Annotated in this window: 15 protein-coding genes and 1 pseudogene; 11 read left to right on the top strand and 5 right to left on the bottom strand. The window is 70.5% G+C overall.

The annotated features are described in order from the left end of the window. Positions 1-48: 48 nt before the first annotated feature. Together nadC and serB are read left to right on the top strand one after the other, a co-directional pair. Positions 49-906, top strand: a pseudogene (gene nadC, locus HZU84_RS06125) (carboxylating nicotinate-nucleotide diphosphorylase); the annotation flags it as partial. After that, positions 895-1623 carry a phosphoserine phosphatase SerB gene (gene serB, locus HZU84_RS06120; protein ID WP_180692823.1) on the top strand — a complete coding sequence of 243 codons (729 nt, stop codon included), beginning with the start codon at positions 895-897 and terminating at the stop codon, positions 1621-1623. The pseudogene nadC and the gene serB, both read left to right, overlap by 12 nt. Before the next feature lie 15 nt (positions 1624-1638). On the opposite strand, the gene HZU84_RS06115 is transcribed toward serB, so the two are convergent. From HZU84_RS06115 to dsbD, 3 genes are all read right to left on the bottom strand, one after another. Next, entirely contained in the window at positions 1639-2580 is a 942-nt protein-coding gene (locus HZU84_RS06115) for an HDOD domain-containing protein (protein ID WP_149503515.1), read from the bottom strand. 106 nt (positions 2581-2686) lie between these two features. Continuing rightward, on the bottom strand, positions 2687-3187 hold the full coding sequence (rraA, locus tag HZU84_RS06110) for a ribonuclease E activity regulator RraA (RefSeq protein ID WP_149503514.1): 501 nt from the start codon (positions 3185-3187) through the stop codon (positions 2687-2689). Positions 3188-3326: 139 nt separating this feature from the next. Next, positions 3327-5219 (bottom strand): protein-disulfide reductase DsbD, encoded by a 1893-nt coding sequence (gene dsbD / locus HZU84_RS06105; RefSeq protein ID WP_244954479.1) that lies wholly within the window; start codon positions 5217-5219, stop codon positions 3327-3329. Positions 5220-5520: 301 nt separating this feature from the next. Here dsbD and HZU84_RS06100 point away from each other — a divergent pair, with 301 nt between their 5' ends. From HZU84_RS06100 to HZU84_RS06085, 4 genes are all read left to right on the top strand, one after another. Next, complete coding sequence (locus tag HZU84_RS06100; protein ID WP_149503513.1) at positions 5521-6906, top strand: roadblock/LC7 domain-containing protein; 1386 nt, start codon at positions 5521-5523, stop codon at positions 6904-6906. After that, entirely contained in the window at positions 6906-8012 is a 1107-nt protein-coding gene (locus HZU84_RS06095) for a hypothetical protein (RefSeq protein ID WP_149503512.1), read from the top strand. The genes HZU84_RS06100 and HZU84_RS06095 overlap by 1 nt, the downstream gene beginning before the upstream one ends. A 44-nt stretch (positions 8013-8056) precedes the next feature. Continuing rightward, positions 8057-9169, top strand: coding sequence for a quinolinate synthase NadA (gene nadA / locus HZU84_RS06090; RefSeq protein WP_149503511.1), 1113 nt, complete (start codon positions 8057-8059; stop codon positions 9167-9169). A 98-nt stretch (positions 9170-9267) separates the two neighbouring features. Further along, complete coding sequence (locus HZU84_RS06085; protein WP_037483003.1) at positions 9268-9558, top strand: late competence development ComFB family protein; 291 nt, start codon at positions 9268-9270, stop codon at positions 9556-9558. Between the two features lie 25 nt (positions 9559-9583). Here HZU84_RS06085 and HZU84_RS06080 read toward each other — a convergent pair whose 3' ends face one another. Together HZU84_RS06080 and nadB are read right to left on the bottom strand one after the other, a co-directional pair. Further along, positions 9584-10882 (bottom strand): sugar MFS transporter, encoded by a 1299-nt coding sequence (locus HZU84_RS06080; protein ID WP_149503510.1) that lies wholly within the window; start codon positions 10880-10882, stop codon positions 9584-9586. A 128-nt stretch (positions 10883-11010) separates the two neighbouring features. After that, the gene (gene nadB, locus HZU84_RS06075; protein WP_149503509.1) at positions 11011-12711 is read right to left on the bottom strand and encodes an L-aspartate oxidase; all 1701 of its coding nucleotides are present in this window, start codon (positions 12709-12711) and stop codon (positions 11011-11013) included. A gap of 121 nt (positions 12712-12832) precedes the next feature. Between nadB and HZU84_RS06070 the strand changes: the two genes are divergently transcribed. From HZU84_RS06070 to HZU84_RS06050, 5 genes are all read left to right on the top strand, one after another. Further along, the gene (locus HZU84_RS06070) at positions 12833-14050 is read left to right on the top strand and encodes a hypothetical protein (protein ID WP_149503508.1); all 1218 of its coding nucleotides are present in this window, start codon (positions 12833-12835) and stop codon (positions 14048-14050) included. Positions 14051-14172: 122 nt separating this feature from the next. Then, positions 14173-14541, top strand: coding sequence for a hypothetical protein (locus HZU84_RS06065; protein WP_219340868.1), 369 nt, complete (start codon positions 14173-14175; stop codon positions 14539-14541). Positions 14542-14629: 88 nt separating this feature from the next. Then, positions 14630-17020: an EcoAI/FtnUII family type I restriction enzme subunit R gene (gene hsdR, locus HZU84_RS06060; protein WP_149505224.1), complete on the top strand. Its 2391-nt coding sequence runs from the start codon at positions 14630-14632 to the stop codon at positions 17018-17020. A gap of 68 nt (positions 17021-17088) precedes the next feature. Further along, positions 17089-18537, top strand: a complete 1449-nt coding sequence (locus HZU84_RS06055; protein ID WP_149503507.1) for a type I restriction-modification system subunit M — start codon at positions 17089-17091, stop codon at positions 18535-18537. 3 nt (positions 18538-18540) lie between these two features. Continuing rightward, a complete protein-coding gene (locus tag HZU84_RS06050; RefSeq protein WP_149503506.1) occupies positions 18541-18909 on the top strand; it encodes an endonuclease domain-containing protein in 369 nt (122 codons plus the stop codon). Positions 18910-18941 lie beyond the last annotated feature (32 nt).

Raw genomic sequence — 18941 nt, 5'->3', positions numbered from 1 at the left:
CGACCCGTCCGCTACTGCCCGTTTTCACCGCTCCCCCGACCACCCGCCATGCACTTCGAAGACAACGAGACCCTGGAAGCCGCACGCGCACGCAACATCCGCGACGCGCTGCAAGAGGACATCGGCCGCTGCGACTGGACCGCCGAGCTGGTGCCGGCCGACCGCCGCGTGCAGGCCCGCGTGGTCGCCAAGGAAGACGGCGTGCTGTGCGGCCGCGACTGGTTCGACGGCTGCATGCACGGCTGCGATGCCTCGATCCGCATCGACTGGGCGGTGGCCGAGGGCGCGCGCTTCACGGCCGGCACCGAGCTGTGCCGCATCGATGCGCCGGCACGCGCGCTGCTCAGCGCCGAGCGCTCGTCGCTCAACTTCCTGCAGATGCTCTCGGCGGTGGCCACCGTGACCCGCCAGCATGTCGACGCGATCGAGGGCCTGAGCCCCAACCCGAACGGCTGCGTGGTGCTCGACACCCGCAAGACCCTGCCCGGCCTGCGCCAGGCGCAGAAGTACGCGGTGCGCGTCGGCGGCGGCGCCAACCAGCGCATGGCGCTGTGGCACGGCATCCTGATCAAGGAGAACCACATCGCCGCGGCCGGCGGCATCACCGCGGCGCTGCAGGCCGCGCAGGCGCTGGACTCGGGCGTGAGCATCCAGATCGAGGTCGAGAACCTCGCCGAGCTGGAGGAGGCGCTGGAGGCCGGCGCCACCAGCGTGCTGATCGACGACTTCTCCTTCGACGACATGCGCGCGGCGGTGGCGCTGAACCGGGGCCGCGCGCTGCTGGAGGTCTCCGGCGGCGTCGACATGACGACCATCCGCGAGATCGCCGCCACCGGCGTCGACCGCGTCTCGATCGGCCGGCTCACCAAGGACGTGCGCGCGATCGACCTGTCGATGCGGGTGCTGCCGGCCTCGCGCGAGATCGCGCCGGGCCTGGTGGTGCGCGGCTTCGAGCCGCCGCTGCGGCTGAGCGACTTCCGCCTGATCGCCTTCGACATGGATTCGACGCTGATCAACATCGAGTGCATCGACGAGATCGCCGACGCGGTCGGCCGCAAGGCCGAGGTCGCCGCGATCACCGCCGCGGCGATGCGCGGCGAGATCACCGACTTCAAGGACAGCCTGCGCCGGCGCGTGGCGCTGCTGGCCGGCGTGCCGGTGTCGGCGCTGGAGGCGGTCTGGACCGAGCGGCTGCGCCTGAACCCCGGCGCCGAGACGCTGGTGCGCACCTGCCAGGCCGCCGGCCTGAAGATCGTGCTGGTCTCGGGCGGCTTCACCTTCTTCACCGACCGGCTGCGCGATCTGCTGCAGATCGACCACACCCGCAGCAACCTGCTCGAGGTCGACGCCGACGGCCGCCTCACCGGCCGGGTGCTCGACCAGGACTGGGGCGACATCTGCGACGGCGAGGAAAAGCGCCGCACGGTGCTGGCCCTGTGCGCGCAGCACGGCATCGACCCGCGCCAGGCCATCGCGATGGGCGACGGCGCCAACGATCTGCCGATGATGGGCGCGGTCGGCCTGTCGGTGGCGCATCACGCCAAGCCGGCGGTGCGCGAGCGTGCGATGGTGGCGATCGAATCCGGCGGCCTGGACCGGCTGCTGGAGGTGGTGCGGCCCTGAGCGCGCCGACCTGGGTCAGCCGCGCCCGCCCAGGGTGGCCTGCACGCTGACCTCGTCGAGCCAGTCGTCGTAGTCCTGCAGGCTCAGGCCCAGCACATGCAGGGCCATCGCGCCGCCGCGCTGCCACTCGACATGCTGGCGATGGCGCGCAGCCGGCCGCACCGTCATGCGGTCGGCCACCAGGCCGAGCGCGACCAGCAGCCGCACCCGGGAGGGCTGCTCCGGCGACGAGGGCTCGGGCGTCAGCACCCGGGCATCATGATGCCGCCCGACCGCGCCGGCCAGACCGGCGTCCAGCCCCCAGTGCAGCGCCAGGCGTTCGGCCACTTCGGCATGGTCGATGCCGTGGCGGCTGCGCTCGACCTCGGTGACCGGACGGTGCCCGAGATTGGCCTCGGCCAGCGTGACCCGATAGCTGGGCGACTGCAGCTCCAGCATCATCAGCGCCACCGCGCTGTCGCACAGCAGGCCGAAGCCCAGCGCCAGATCGGCGCTTTCGCCGCCATGCCGGCGGGCCAGCCAGGCCAGCACACGCGCCCGGTTGAGGCTGTGCTCCCAGAAGCCGGCCCAGGACGCGCAAGGGCCTCCCGCGCCGTCTCGCTGCTGCGCCAGCGCACGCATCTGACCCACCAGCGCCAGCGTGCCGAACAGATCGACCGCACGGCGCACGCCGAAGGCGTCGACAGCCGCCTCGAAGGTGGAACGGCGCCCGCCCGGCGGCCCCAGGCCCAGCGAGATCGCGCACTGCATCAGCAGTGCGCAGCTCGGGGCGTCCAGCGCGGCCGCCAGACGGGACAGCGCGGCCGGGGACTCGCTGCGCAGCTGCGACAGCAGCACCGGCGCAGCGGGCAGCGCCAGCATCTGAACGGAACCGGTCGCCGCCGGCGGCAGCCCGCCCGCCGCCTCGTCGGCAGCACTGTCGGGCCTGGCGATGGCGCACAGCAGGGTCTCGGTCATGCGCCCTATTTCGGCCCTGTTCGCCCTGTCTGTAAGCAGGGGTCCGTGCAGTCTGCACGGTGCACGGACTCCGGGTACGGTGCGGGGTTCGGGTGCCGGACCCGGTTCAGGCGGGACGTGCGCCCATCACCACGATGCCGTCGGCATCGGCGCAGATCCAGTCGCCGGGGCGCACCGTCACGCCCTGGATCTGCACCGGCTGGTCGAGCAGGCCGGGCTGGCGCCGCTCGGTGGGCAGCGGCATCGGCGCCAGCGCGCGAATGCCGACATCGCAGACCGCCAGCTCGGCCACGTCGCGCACGCAGCCGTCGACGATGACGCCGGCCCAGCCGTTGCGCGCCGCCGCCGCGCCAATGTTGCCCCCCACCAGCGCGCGGCGCAGCGAGCCAGCACCGTCGACCACCAGCACCCGGCCCTCGCCCGGCCCCTCCAGCAGCGCCTTGACCGAGGTGTTGTCCTCGAAGCACTTGACGGTCACCGCGGTGCCGCTGAATGCGGCACGGCCGCCGAACTCGCGGAACACCGGCGGCAGCACGCGGAAGTCGCCGCTGGTGTCGCCCTTGAAGCGGTCGCACAGGTCGCAGGTCGGGATCAGGTCGGTCGTCACGGAAGCTCTCCTCTCGAGTCTCGAGGCCGGGATGGTGAAAAGGCCCGCGACAATGCCACGCCGGGCTGACGGCACCCTGGCGCAGCGTCAGCCCGGCGTCAGGTCGGAATCGCCGGGTCCATCGCCGGGTCAGCAGGCGTCAACGGATGCCGGCCGCCTCCAGGCTGGCGAGAAAGTCGTCGGCCTTCTGGAAGCCGATCACCCGGCGCTCGGACTGCTCGCGCCCGGCCGCGTCGAAGAACAGGATGGCCGGCGGCCCGAACAGGCCGAAGCGGCGCAACAGCTCGCGGTCGTCGGGATGGTTGGCGGTCACGTCCACCTGCAGCAGCAGCACGCCGGCCAGGCGCTCGCGCACCCGCGGGTCGGTGAAGGTGTAGCGTTCCATTTCCTTGCAGGACACGCACCAGTCGGCATAGAAGTCGAACATCACCGGCCGGCCGGCCTCGCGCACCGCCGTCTCCAGCTCGGCCAGCGTGCGCACCCGGCGGAAATGCACCGGCTCGCCAGCAGGCACGCCGCCCAGGCCCAGGTTCACGCCCAGATGCGCCAGCGGCGCCAGCGCATCGCGCCCGCCACTGGCCGCGCCGCCCCACTGCGCCAGCGCCAGCAGCGCGCAGACCAGCGCCAGCGCCCGCACCGCCAGACCGCCGGATCCGGGCCGAGCCGCCCGCCACAGCACCCCGGCCAGCGCCAGCGCCAGCGCGCCCCAGCCGATCATCGCCATCACCTCAGGCAGCAGCGGCAGCACCATCCACAGCGCCACGCCCAGCAGCAGCACGCCGAAGACATGCTTGACCGACGCCATCCAGGCGCCGGCCTTCGGCAGCAGCGATCCGGCCGACAGGCCCACCAGCAGCAGCGGCACGCTCATGCCGATCGCCATCGAGAACAGCGCCAGACCGCCCAGGACCACATCGCCGGTGCGGCTGATGTAGACCAGCGCGCCGGCCAGCGGCGCGGCCACGCAGGGCCCGACGATCAGCGCCGACAGCCCGCCCAGCAGGAAGACGCCGCCATGGCGCCCGCCACGCAGGCCGCTGCCGGCCTGGCTGAGACGCGACTGCAGCGCCGCCGGCATCTGCAGCTCGTAGAGCCCGAACATCGACAGCGACAGCAGCACCAGCAGCAGCGCGAAGCCGCCCAGCACCCAGGGCGTCTGCAGCGCCGCGGCCAGCCCTTCGCCGGCCAGGCCGGCGGCCACGCCGAAGGCGGTGTAGACCAGCGCCATGCCCAGCGCATAGGCCAGCGACAGGCCCAGGCCGCGCGCACGCGACACCGGCTCGCCCTGCCCGACGATGATCGACGACAGGATCGGCACCATCGGCAGCACGCAGGGCGTGAAGGACAGCAGCAGGCCGGCCAGCGCGAACACCGCCGCCACCGTCAGCAGGCTGCCCGAGCCCAGCGCGGCGGCGAAGCGGTCGCCGATCGCGCCACCCACGCCGCCGAGGCCCTGCGACCGATCGGTGCCCGGCAAGTCCTCCAGCGGCACCAGCGTTCCGTCCTCCTGCTCCGGCAGCAGCCGCACCGCCAGCGCCTGCAGACCGGCCGCACCGCCGTCCTTCAGCTCCAGCTGCAGGACCTGGCGCCGCGGCGGATAGCACAGCCCCTTGTCGGCGCAGCCCTGGCTGCCGAGCGTGATGCGCACCGGACCGCCCGGTGCGGCGCGCGCCGCCTCCAGCAGCGGCCCCAGATCGACGCCGAAGGCCAGCCGGTCGTGGTAGACCTCCAGCTCCTTCTGGAAGGTCTCGTCGTACTTGCGTTCGCCCGGCGGCAGCGGCACGCCCGCCAGCGCCAGCCCGGCCGGCTCGGACTGCAGCGCCAGGCGTTCGCGGTACAGGTAGTAGCCGGGCGCGATGGTGTAGCGCACCCCCAGCGTGCGTGCGTCGAGCAGCTCGACCTCGAGACGGAAGGCGCGATCAGGCTCGAGAAAATCCTCGGCGCGCACCAGCGCGGGCAGCAGCAGCACCAACCCGAGCAGCGCAGACAGCAGCGCGCGCAGCGGCAGACGGAAAAGCATCAGGTCACGCATGGACGGGGGCAGGATCAGGGTCAGGAAACGGGGCACGGCCCGCAGTGTGCCCGGGAATGCAGGCCCGCCCCATGAAGGGGCATGCCACCTACACCATCCCGAACGGGGTACCGGTGATTTTTTGTTCCCAATCGAATCACGCGAAGTCAAGAGGCCGACGCAACACAAAAGATTGCAGCATGAACTTTCACTCGGAATCAGCCAGCGCAAGGTTTCAGGCACTAAAGTAGCGCCGTGCCGAAATCATCCATCGGAACCCTCTTCGGACAGACATCGCACCCGGAAGACCCCCGAGAAGAACATGCTCAAGAGCCTCTTTGGCGACCTCACTCCGCTGCGGGAGGCGGTCAGTCGCGCCAGTCGCCACAAGGACGACCCGGCACCTGACCGTCACGACGCGGACTTCATCTCGACGACCATCATGGATGTGGCCGACGAGCAGGACTGCATGCCCGCCGAGCCGCCCGCGGTCGATCCGCACCGCGACGAGCTGCTGGTCAAGGGCTCGCCCGCGCAGGCGATGCGCACCCATTTCGCCGGCAGCCGCAAGGACACCTTCGTCCGCCAGAAGCTCATCACCATCTGCGACCCGTCCCACATGTGGGCCGCGGCCGTCATCCGTGCGCTGGCCGACGCCAGCGGCCAGCCGATCGAGCGGCTGCACATGCGCGACCAGACCAGCCTGGCGCCGCTGGCCGACATCGAGCGCACCACGCTGCCGCGCCGCACCGACGACACACTGAAGATCTACTACGCCGACATCCAGGCCGAGGGCCGCGATGCCGCCGAGGTGCAGATCGCGCTGATGGAGCGCTCCGACCTGTCGGTGGTAATCATCGGCCCGATGGCGCCGGCCGACATCGCCTCGATGCTCGAGGACATCCGCCAGGCCACCCACAGCCTGCACTGGCAGTGCCGCAATCTGCTGTTCATGCTGCCGGTCAGCTCGGGCGCGCTGATGCAGCGCATCCAGCAGCTCGACTGGCCCGACCAGGTGCGGGTCGAGGCGATCTGCGAATCGCTCACCAGCGCCAGCGTGGTCTGGAACCGCATGCTCGCGCACTGGCAGAAGCTGCGCACCGAGCAGGCCACGCCCAGCGCACCGGCGCCGCTGAGCAGCCCCAGCGCCCCGATGCCGCTGCCTGAACCGGCGCCGCTCGTCTCCTCGCCGACGCCCTCGATGGTGTTCGTCGGCCAGGCACCGACCACGCTGATGTCGCCGCTGGCGCCGCTGTCGCCACCGCCGGCCGCGCCGGTCAGCGACTTCGGCCCGGTCAGCGCGCCGATGAGCCTGCAGTCGGGCATCGAGCCGCGCATCGACGCCCGGCGCGCCCGCGCGGTGCTCGACGAGCTGACGGTGCTCGACGGGCTGATCTTCGTCGCGCTGGTCAACGGCGCCACCGGCGCGGTGGTGGCCTGCCCCGCACCCGGCCCCGACATCGACCGCGCCGCGCTGGCCGCCTCCGAGATCTGGAAGACGCACCGGCGCACGCTGCGGCAGCTCGGCCATTCGCGCCCGGGTGATCCGCTCGAGGAGATCCTGGTGACCGCCGGCAGCCGCTACCACATCCTGCGCACGCTGCGCGCCCATCCCGATCTGTTCATCCTGTCGGTGCTCGACAAGCTGCGCAGCAATCTCGCGATGACACGCTACCGCATCATGGAGGCCCAGCAGGTGCTGGTGTGATGTCGGTGCGACGCGAACTGCGCACCGGGGCCGCGCAGCCGGAGGCCCCGCCGCTCGACAGCCTGTTCCCACGCGAGGCCCCGATGCCGGGCGACTGCCTGGTGGCCTGGGATCCGCACGGCAGCTGGCCGGGCTTCAGTCTGGAGGCGCTGGCCCACGGCGCCGGCACCCGCCTGTCCGAGGTGGTGCTGCTGCACGAGAGCCAGCCCGAAACCCCGCTGGCCCTGCTGCGCGGCACCGTGCTGCCGACGCCGGAAGGCACCTGGCTGGGCGTGCTGCAGGTCGAGGCCTCGCCCGAGGATGCCCGCGCGCTCGGCCTGGCGCTGGATCTGCTGGCGCGCGCCGGCACCGCGCTGGTGCTGGCCGGCTCCCGCCGCGACAAGGACCTGGTGCGACGCATCCGCGAAGGCCTGCGTCCCGACCACTGGCGCGGCCCGGTGCTGCAGATGCTGGTGCCGACCGAGCCGCCCGGCCGCGGCGAGCCGCTTCGCCAGGCGCTGTGGCCGCGCGGCCTGAATGTCCGGGTGATCGAGCACCCCGGCCGCAGCGCCGATCCGGACTGGACCCGCCTGCTGCTGGCCCGGCTGCGCGCCACGACCGAGATTCCCATTTCCCTTCCCATGCCCGCCACGCCCGTCCAGACCGCCCCCATCGCCCCACCGATCGCGACGCCTGAACTGCCGCCGCTGCACGACGCGCCGCATGACGAACAGGGCGATCCGGCCGGATCGCTCGACTTCTCGCGCGTGGAGCGCCTGCTGGAGCTGGCGGCGATGGGCCCGGGCGTGGTCGCTGCCGCGCTGGTGGAGAGCGGCTCGGCCGAACTGCTGTCGCTGCAGGCCCTCACCGAACGCGCCGCGGACCTGGCCGAGCGGTCCGCCCGTCAGGGCAGCGCGATGTGGCAGGCCGGTCTGAGGCCGGACGCGCCCAAGCCTGCGCTGCAGGAGCTGCAGGAGCTGCTCTGGTCCGATGCCGAGCATCACCATCTGATGCTGCCGATGCCGCAGCGCACCGACCTGCTGCTGCTGGTGTGCATCGACCGCCAGTTCGGCGATCTGTCGGCCTCGCGCTGGCAGGCGGCGGTGGCACGCCATCAGGGCTGCTGAGTCTCGGCTAGGATCGCGCTCCAGACCGACGATCCAGACCGACCATGAACGGACTCCAATTCGACTACACCCGCCAGGACGCCAGCGGCCAGAGCTGCACCGCGCTGGCCTGGGCCAAGGCCCCCAAGCCGCTGACCCGCGACGAGCGCGCTCACCTGAAGGAGCGCGCCCGCACGCTGCTGAAGGAGCGCGGCGCGGTGCTGGTGGCCCACTACTACGTCGACGGCGATCTGCAGGACCTGGCGGTCGAGACCGGCGGCTGCGTGTCCGACTCGCTCGAGATGGCGCGCTTCGGCCGCGACCATGCCGCGCAGACCCTGATCGTGGCCGGCGTGCGCTTCATGGGCGAGAGCGCCAAGATCCTCAGTCCCGAGAAGCGGGTGCTGATGCCCGACCTGGACGCGACCTGCTCGCTCGACCTGGGCTGCCCGGCCGACCAGTTCGCCGCCTTCTGCGACGCGCACCCGGACCGCACCGTGGTGGTCTACGCCAACACCAGCGCCGCGGTGAAGGCCCGCGCCGACTGGATGGTCACCAGCTCCTGCGCGCTGTCCATCGTCGGCCACCTGCATGCGCAGGGCAAGAAGATCCTGTGGGCGCCGGACCGCCACCTCGGCAGCTATGTGCAGCGCCAGACCGGCGCCGACATGCTGATGTGGAGCGGCGACTGCATCGTGCACAACGAGTTCAAGGGCACCGAGCTGGAGCTGCTGCGCCAGGAGCATCCGCTGGCCAAGGTGCTCGTGCACCCCGAGTCGCCGCAGAGCGTCGTCGAGCAGGCCGACGTGGTCGGCTCGACCGCGCAGCTGCTCAAGGCGGTCATCGAGATGGACGCGCCCGAGTTCATCGTCGCCACCGACAACGGCATGTTCCACCGCATGAAGCAGGCCGCGCCGAACAAGCGTCTGATCGAGGCGCCGACCGCCGGCAACAGCGCCACCTGCAAGAGCTGCGCGCACTGCCCGTGGATGGCGATGAACGCGCTGCAGGGCGTGATCGACTGCCTGGAGAAGGGCAGCGGCGAGATCCATGTCGAGGAGCCGGTGCGCTCGCAGGCGCTGGGCTGCATCGACCGCATGCTCGACTTCGTCAAGGCCAATCCGGCCGCGATCGCCAGGCCGGCCCAGGGCTTCGTGCCCAACATCGGCGCGGCCTGAGCCGGCGGCGCGGGCCGAAGCGGTTCAAGTCAGGTCCGGGCCGGGCCGATGAAGACGGATCCCGCATCCGACTTCACGACCCGACCTCCGACCTGGCCATGACGACGAACATCGACTTCACCTCGGTCCACAACCACTACGAGCGCCCGGTCTTCGACGCGGTCAGCCGGCTGGCGCCGAACTATCCCTACCTCGAGGCCGACGCGCTGCCCGACGTGGCCTGCGTCGCGCTCAACCGGCTGGGCTCGCGCTACATCCGCCACACGGTGGACCTGAACTTCTACCTGACCGAAAAGGAACGCCTCGCGATCGAGCAGACGATCGGCGAGGCGGTGACCTACGCGTTCGAGTTCGTGCAGGCGCGCATCGCGATGCGCGCCCGCCGTTGATCCGCGTTCAGACCGTTCTGGCGGTTCAGGCCGCAGCGCCCAGCGCGGCGCCGGCCGGCGGCGGCTCGGCGGACTCGACCGCCACCGGACGGTGACCGGCCGCGCCGTAGTGCGCGATGTAGACATAGCAGACCAGCGGCACCGCGAAGGACACCAGCAGGCCGACATGATCGGCCACCAGTGCCTGCAGCAGCGGCACGATCGCGCCGCCGACGATGGCCATGCACAGCAGGCCCGAGCCCCGGCTGGTCAGCGCGCCCAGACCTTCCAGCGCCAGCGAGAAGATGGTCGGGAACATCACCGAGTTCATCAGGCCGGTGGCCAGCAGCAGCCACATCGCCGCCGGGCCGCCCAGCACGATCGCCGCGCCGATCAGCACCACATTGGCCGCCGCCACCAGCGCCAGCACCCGGCTGGCTGGGATGTGACGCATGATCGCGCTGCCGGCGAAGCGGCCCACCATCGCCGCGCCCCAGTACAGCGCCAGGTACTTGCCCGCCTGCACATGGTCCAGGCCGGCGATCGAGGGATCGGCCATCAGGTTGATCAGGAAGCTGCCGATGCTGACCTCCGCGCCCACATAGGCAAAGATCGCCACCGCGCCCAGCACCAGATGGCGGTGCGCCATCAGGCGGCCGCGCTCGCCGGCCGGCAGGTCGCCGGGGCCGGCCTGCTCGGCGGCACGCTCGATCTCGCGGGCGTCGGGCAGGCGGAACATCGCCATCACCAGCGCCAGCACGAACAGCGCCGCGGCCAGCGCCTGGTACGGGCCCTGCACGCTGTCACCGCCCTGCGCCGCCGAGGCGGCCTGATCGGCCGCGCCCAGGATCAGCACCGCGCCCAGCAAGGGGCCCAGCGTCGCGCCCAGCGAGTTGAAGGCCTGCGTCAGGTTCAGCCGGCTCGAGGCCGTCTCCGGACGGCCCAGCAGCGTCACATAGGGATTGGCCGCCACCTGCAGCAGCGTGATGCCCGCGGCCAGCACGAACAGCGCGCCCAGGAACAGCGGATAGGAATGCAGGCTCTCGGCCGGACCGAACATCAGGCAGCCCACCGCGGCGATGCACAGCCCGGTGACGATGCCGCGCTGGTAGCCCAGGCGCTGCAGCAGCCGGCCCGCCGGCACCGAGACCAGGAAATAGGCCGCGAAGAAGCAGAACTGGATCAGCATCGCCTGCACATAGCTCAGCGAGAACATCGCCTTCAGGTGCGGGATGAGGATGTCGTTCAGCGAGGTGATCAGACCCCACATGAAGAACAGCGAGGTCAGGACCGTCAGCGGTCGGGTGTGCGTGTGCGGACGTGATTGCGGGCGTGAGCTGGACATGAAGATCGTTCCGGCCCTGCACGGACGTGACAGGGCCCAGCGGCTGAAAGAAAGAATTAAGATTCTAGCCGCTTGTTGAACGAAAGATTAATACCCGTTGAACGCCTGATTTCAATCCTTCCGCCGTCTCAGCCACACAGGCCGGTCGCCGAGGGCGGACGCGGCACCGAGGGCGACACCAGCCCCATGCCCAGCCCCGCCAGGCCGGCGCCGCGCCGGCTGCGCGCCGGGCGCACCAGCACGGTCGGGAAGCTCACCGGCAGCGGATCGGGAAAGTCGCGGCTGTAGTGCAGGCCGCGGCTCTCCTGGCGCATCAGCGCCGAGCGCACGATCAGCTCGGCGCAGTCGACCAGGTTGCGCAGCTCCAGCAGGTCGCGGTCGACGCGGAAGTTGGCGTAGTAGTCGTCGATCTCGTCGCGCAGCAGCTGGATGCGGTGCAGCGCACGCTCCAGCCGCTTGGTGGTGCGCACGATGCCGACGTAGTTCCACATCAGCAGGCGCAGCTCGTCCCAGTTGTGCGCGATGACCACCTGCTCGTCGGCGTTGTGCACCTGGCTCTCGTCCCAGGCCGGCAGCAGCGGCTGCTCGGCGCGCGGCGCCGCGACGATGGTCTCGGCGCAGGTCTTGCCCAGCACCACGCACTCCAGCAGCGAGTTGCTCGCCAGCCGGTTGGCGCCGTGCAGGCCGGTGTAGGTGGTCTCGCCGACCGCGTAGAGGCCCGGCAGGTCGGTGCGCCCGTGCAGGTCGGTGACCACGCCGCCGCAGGTGTAGTGCGCCGCCGGCACCACCGGGATGGGCTGGCGCGCGATGTCGATGCCCAGGGCCAGGCAGCGCGCGTGAATGGTCGGGAAGTGTTCCTTCAGGAAGGCCTCGCCCAGATGGGTCGCGTCCAGCCAGACGTGGTCCAGGCCGTGCTTCTTCATCTCGAAGTCGATCGCGCGGGCGACGATGTCGCGCGGTGCCAGCTCGCCGCGGGCGTCGTGCGCCGGCATGAAGCGGGTGCCGTCGGGCAGCTTCAGGTGCGCGCCCTCGCCGCGCAGCGCCTCGGTGATCAGGAAGCTGCGGTCCTGCGGGTGGTAGAGGCAGGTCGGGTGGAACTGGATGAACTCCATGTTCGCGGTCCGGCAGCCCGCGCGCCAGGCCATCGCGATGCCGTCGCCGGTGGCAGTGTCGGGATTGCTGGTGTAGCGGTAGACCTTGCCGACGCCGCCGCTGGCCAGCACCACCGCGCGGGTGGCGATGGTCTCGACCCGCTGGCTGTCGATGTCGAGCACATAGACGCCGTGGCAGCGCGGCGCCGCGTCGCTGTGCAGATGGCGCGGGGTGATGACGTCGATCGCCATCCAGCGCTCGCGCAGCTCGATGTTGGGATGGCGCGCCACCTCGGCCAGCAGCGCCTGGTGGATGGCAAAGCCGGTGGCATCGGCCGCATGCGCGATGCGGCGCACCGCGTGCCCGCCCTCGCGCGTCAGGTGCAGGCCCAGCGGGCCGTCCGGATCGGGCGAGAACGGCACGCCGCGCTCGACCAGCCACGCGACGGCCTCGGCGCTGCGCTCGGCGATGAAGCGCGCGGTGTGCTCGTCGACCAGGCCCGCGCCGGCGTCCTGGGTGTCGCGCACATGGCTGTCGATGCTGTCGTCGCGCCCCAGCACGCCGACGATGCCGCCCTGGGCCCAGGCGGTGGCCGCCTCGCCGAGCTGGCGCTTGGCCAGCACGATCACGCGATGCGTGGCGGCCAGATGCAGGGCCACCGTCAAGCCGGCCAGGCCGGCCCCGACGATCACGACAGGCAGCGCATCAGGTTCGGAAGTGAAAGAATTGGAAGACATGCTGGCGCACGATATGAAATCAAGGCCCGGATGATAGGATGAGACGCGATCGTTCCACGCCGGCTCCTCCGCTTGTCCCGGCCGCGTGCCGCCACAGCGTTCCCTCCAGGAGACACCGGCCATGTTTTCGAGCTCAGGTCATCCATCGTCGCGCCCGCCTGTGGACGTGCGCGACGACGACGACCTCCATCAGACCCAGATCCAGCGCAGCGTGCGCGACTATCTCGACGAGCCGGCCGACATCGGCCGGGCGGTGGGCAACCACACCCGCGAGCTGTTCGTGTCCTGCGAGCCCGCCGAGGCGCTGCAGCAGCAGCTCGAGTTCCTGCGCCCGAGCTACATCGTGCTGCACGACATCGCCAGCCGCGGCGCGCGGCGCATGCTGCATGCGGTGGCCGCGGCCGCCGGCCAGCCGGTCGAGCGGCTGCATGTGCGCCGGCAGAGCTACGGCACCACGCTGGCGGGCATCGACCATGTCGACTGCCCCGGCAGCCAGGGCCGGCGGGTGCGGCTCTACAGCACCGACATCGACGCCGACAGCCCGACCCGCGCCGCGCTGACGCGGGTGCTGCTGTCGCGTGCGACGCTGGCGGTGGTGCTGGTGGGCGACCTGCCGCCGCATGCGCTGGGCGACGCGCTGCAGCCGCTGCGCGAACTGCTCTTCCATCCGCAGTGGCAGTGCCGGCATCTGCAGCTGATGCCGCTGGCCGCCGGCAGCCATGCGGCGATGACCGGCCTGATCGCCGGCCTGGGGCTGGGCAGCGGGCTGGACTGCCGGCTGTCGACGCCGGTCAGCCGGCCGGCCGAGGCCTGGACCCTGCTGGGCGAGCGCTGGAACCAGATCGAGCATGCGCGCCGCCCGGACGGCACCGGCGTGCTGCTGTCGCCCTTTCCGCCCGCCAGCGCCAGCAGCGCGCCGCAGCCGATGCCGCCGACCGGCGCCGATCGCCCGGTCCTGGCCGCCCAGGCCACGCCGATGGAGCGCTTCGCGCTGGAGCTGCATGCGCTCAGCGGCGTGCAGGCCGCCTGCGTGTTCGACATCGCCACCAGCCGGGTGATCGCGCATGCCGGCTCGGTGGCACGCGGGCCGGATCTGGCGCGGCGCGGCTCGCTGCTGCTGGCCGCCGGCAACAGCACCCGGCGCCAGCTGCAGATCCCGGGCCAGGCCGACGAGGTGCTGGTCATGGGCGGCACCGAGGCGCTGGGCGTGCGCACCCTGCTCTCCCAGCCTGGCCTGGCGATGCACCTGGTCTACAGCCCCGCCCGCACCAGCTGGATGCAGCTGCGCCCGCGGCTGATGGCGCTGGATGCGGCGCTGCCGAGGGCGCCGGTGATCTGAGCCCGACGCGGACCGCCCCGCCCCGGGCTGTCCACCCCCTGGGTACGGGAAGGTACTCAGTCCCTCGCTGATCGGACAATCGTCGGTTTTCGATTGTCTTCATCAATCACGAGGGAGTTTTCATGAGAATGATCCGAGCCTTGGCCAGTCTGGGCCTGCTGCTGCCGGCGCTGGTGCTGGCGAAGGACAGCGGCCACGGCGTCCAGTCGGTGGCACGCATCAAGCAGGCGATGATCGCCGAGTCCCGGGCGGACTATCCCGGACGCTGCCCCTGTCCGTACGACACCATGCGCAACGGCGCCTCCTGCGGCGGGCGAAGCGCCTACAGCCGCCCGGGCGGCAGCTCGCCGCTGTGCTACGAGCGCGACATCGATGCGGCGATGGTGCAGGCGTGGGTGGAGCGCCACCGACCGGCCCCGGTGACGCCAGCTGCATCGCAGGCCACGGCGCCCGCCGCGACCCAGGTCACGGCTGCGGAGACGCTGCAGTGACGCGGTGATGTCGCCCGGCGGTGCGAGAGCAGACAATCTGCACCCGAATGCACCATCAAGACATTCAGGGGGAATCGACCGCATGGACATGGACCTGACCACGCTGTCCGAGCAGGACATCAGCACCCAGTTCGTCATTCCGGCGCTGCAGCGGGCCGGCTGGGATCTGCGGCGCCAGGTGCGCGAGCAGGTGAGCTTCACCAAGGGCCGCATCATCGTGCGCGGCCGGCTGCACACCCGTGGCAACGGGCGGCGCGCCGACATCGTGCTCTACCACCTGCCGAACCAGCCGATCGCGGTCATCGAGGTCAAGAAGGCCACGCTGGCGGTTGGCGCCGGCATGCAGCAGGCGCTGGACTATGCCGAGTCGCTGCAGGTGCCCTTCGTCTTCTCGACCAACGGCCGCGGCTTCCTGTTCCATGACCGCAGCGGCACCGGCCACCCCGGCGACCGGATGGAGACCGAGCTGGGCCTGGACGCCTTTCCGACGCCGGAGGCGCTCTGGCGGCGCTGGTGCCTGTGGCGCGGCCTGGACAGCGAGCAGCAGGCCCGCGCCGTGGCGCCCTATCACGACGACGGCAGCGGCCGCGCGCCGCGCTACTACCAGCTCAACGCGATCAACCGCACCGTGGAGGCGGTGGCGCGCGGGCAGGACCGCATCCTGCTGGTGATGGCCACCGGCACCGGCAAGACCTACACCGCCTTTCAGATCATCTGGCGGCTGTGGAAGAGCGGGCAGAAGAAGCGCATCCTCTTCCTGGCCGACCGCAACATCCTGGTCGACCAGACCCGCACCAACGACTTCAAGCCCTTCGGCGCGGCGATGACCAAGATCACCGGCCGCCGGATCGACAAGAGCTACGAGATCTACCTGTCGCTTTATCAAGCAGTCACTGGCACCGACGAGGCCAGCAATATCTACCGGCAGTTCTCGCCCGACTTCTTCGATCTGGTGGTGATCGACGAATGCCACCGCGGCAGCGCCGCCGAGGACTCGGCCTGGCGCGACATCCTCGACCACTTCCGAAACGCCACCCACATCGGACTGACCGCCACGCCCAAGGAGACGCGCGAGGTCTCCAGCCTGGGCTACTTCGGCGAGCCGGTCTACAGCTACAGCCTGAAGCAGGGCATCGACGACGGCTTCCTGGCGCCCTACAAGGTGGTGCGCGTCGACCTCGACCGCGACCTGCAGGGCTGGCGCCCGACCCAGGGCATGCTCGACCGCAACGGCCAGCGGATCGAGGACCGCATCTACAACCTGAAGGACATGGACCGCGGCCTGGTGCTGGACGCGCGCACCGAGCTGGTCGCCCGGAAGATCACCGAGTTCCTGCAGGCCACCGACCCGATGCAGAAGACCATCGTGTTCTGCAGCGACATCGACCACGCCGAGCGCATGCGCCAGGCGCTGGTGAACCTGAACCCCGAGCAGGTCCGGCGCAACCGCAAGTACGTCATGCGCATCACCGGCGACGATGCCGAGGGCAAGGCCGAGCTGGACAACTTCATCGACCCCGAGCAGCCGTGGCCGGTCATCGCCACCACCAGCAAGCTGATGACGACCGGGGTGGACGCGCAGACCTGCAAGCTGATCGTGCTGGACCAGCACATCCAGTCGATGACCGAGTTCAAGCAGATCATCGGCCGGGGCACGCGGATCAACGAGGACCACGGCAAGTTCTGGTTCACGATCCTGGACTTCAAGAAGGCGACCGAGCTGTTCGCCGATCCGGCCTTCGACGGCGAGCCGGTGGCGGTCTTCGAGCCCGCCCCCGGCGATCCCGTCACGCCGCCGGACGAGCCGCCGGACACGCCGGACGGCAGCGCCCCGGCGGCGCCCTCCCCCTCGCCCGACGGCGTTTTCCCGGACGGCGGCGGCGATGGGGCGGGCGAAGGCCGCCGCGTGAAGTACCGCGTCGGCGCCGATCAGGTCAGCGTGCAGATCGTGGCCGAGCGGGTGCAGTACTACGGCGCCGACGGCCGGCTCGTCACCGAGAGCCTGCGCGACTACACCCGCTCGTGCGTCCAGAAGCGGTTCGCCTCGCTCGACGAGTTCCTGCGCCGCTGGAACGGCGCCGAACAGAAGAAGGCGGTCATCGACGAGCTGGCCGCGCAGGGCGTGATCTGGGAGGCGCTGCAGGAGGAGATCGGCGCGCGGGGCGGCCCGGCGCTCGACCCCTTCGATCTGGTCTGCCATGTCGCCTTCGGCCGCCCGCCGCTGACGCGGCGCGAGCGCGCCGACAATGTGAGGAAGCGCGATCTGTTCGGCCGCTACGAGGGCATCGCGCGTCAGGTGCTGGAAGCCCTGCTCGACAAGTACGCCGACACCGGCATCGAGCCGATCGAAGACCGCAGAATCCTGACCCTCGATCCGTTCACTCGGCTGGGGGCGCCGGTGGAGCTGCTGCGGGCGCTGGGCGGCCCGGCCGGCTTCAGGCGTGCGGTGCAGGAGCTGGAAACCCAGCTCTATGCCTGAACCTGATCCTGATCCTGAGCGGCCGGAAACCCATTTTTCCTTCTCTTCCTTCCCTCCTCTTTTCCTGCATGTCCATCACCACCGCCATCAAATCCATCCAGGACATCATGCGCAAGGACGTCGGCGTCGACGGCGATGCGCAGCGCATCGGGCAGCTGGTCTGGATGCTGTTCCTGAAGGTCTTCGATGACCGCGAGACGGAGTGGGAGCTGTTCGACGACGACTACCGCTCGCCGCTGCCCGAGTCCTACCGCTGGCGGAACTGGGCGGCCGATGCCGAGGGCATGACCGGCGACGAGCTGATGAGCTTCGTCGACAACGAGCTGTTCCCGACGCTGCAGAGCCTGGGCGACGATGGCGGCGAGCTGCGGCCGGTGGCGCGCGTGATCCGCGGCGTGTTCGAGGACGCCTACAACTACATGAAGTCCGGGCAGCTGCTGCGGCAGGTGCTCAACAAGATCCAGGAGAGCGTGGACTTCAACAAGGCGCAGGAGCGCCACGCCTTCGGCGACATGTACGAGCAGCTGCTGCGCGACCTGCAGAACGCCGGCAATGCGGGCGAGTTCTACACGCCGCGCCCCGTCACCGAATTCATGGTGCGCATGGTGGACCCGCAGCTGCACGAGAAGGTGATGGACCCGGCCTGCGGCACCGGCGGCTTTCTGACCTGCACCATCGAGCACAAGCGCCGCCGCCATGTGAAGACGCCCGAGGACGAGGCGGTGCTGCAGGCCAGCGTCTTCGGCGTGGAGAAGAAGCCGCTGCCGCATCTGCTGGCCACCACGAACATGATCCTGCACGGCATCGAGGTGCCGAGCCAGATCCGCCATGACAACACGCTGGCGCGGCCGCTGATCAGCTGGGGGCCGGGCGAGCGGGTGGACTGCATCGTCGCCAACCCGCCCTTCGGCGGCATGGAGGAAGACGGCATCGAGGGCAACTTCCCCGCCGCCTTCCGCACCCGCGAGACGGCCGACCTGTTCATGGTGCTGATCATGCATCTGCTGAAGAGCGGCGGCCGCGCGGCGGTGGTGCTGCCCGACGGCTTCCTGTTCGGCGAGGGCATCAAGAGCCGGATCAAGGAGAAGTTGCTGACCGAGTGCAACCTGCACACCGTGGTGCGGCTGCCCAATGGCGTGTTCAACCCCTACACCGGCATCAAGACCAATCTGCTGTTCTTCACCAAGGGCGAGCCGACCCGCGAGGTCTGGTTCTACGAGCACCCGTATCCGGCGGGCGTGAAGAACTATTCCAAGACGCGGCCGATGCGCATCGAGGAGTTCGCCACCGAGGAGGCGTGGTGGGGCGACCGGCAGGAGACGCCGCAGGCCTGGAAGGTCGGCATCGACGAGATCCGCGCCCGCCACTGGAATCTCGACTGCAAGAACCCGCACGTCGGCGAGCAGGTCAGCCACGACCCGGACGAGCTGCTGGCCGAATACCGGCAGATGCAGGCGGAGATTGCGGCGCTGCAGGGGCAGTTGAAGGCGGCGCTGGCCGAGGCGTTGGAGCGATAGGCCGTGCTGCCCTACCAACGCCGGCTCAAGCCGCTGTCCCGGCAGTTGCGCAGCGATCCGACCGAGGCCGAGCAGCGCCTCTGGGCGTGCCTGCGCCGCAAGCAGGTCGCCGGCGTGCAGTTCTATCGGCAGAAGCCGATCGCCGGCTACATCGTGGATTTCTACTGCGCGGCGGCCAGCCTGGTGATCGAACTCGACGGCTCGCAGCACCATGAGCCCGATGCGCAGGACTACGACCGGCAGCGCACGCAGGTGCTGCAGGCGCTGGGGCTGGAGGTGCTGCGCTTCGACAACCGGCAGGTGCTGACCGAACTGGATGGGGTGATGGCCGTGATTGAAGCGAGTGTGAGGAAGTCGATTGATGCGAGGTGAAATGCGAATCCCCCCTAGCCCCCCTTTTTCAA

The organism is Sphaerotilus sulfidivorans (assembly GCF_013426975.1).
Taxonomy (GTDB): domain Bacteria; phylum Pseudomonadota; class Gammaproteobacteria; order Burkholderiales; family Burkholderiaceae_C; genus Sphaerotilus; species Sphaerotilus sulfidivorans.
The sequence above is the reverse complement of the archived record's forward strand: the minus strand, read 5'-3'. Positions and strand labels throughout refer to the sequence as shown.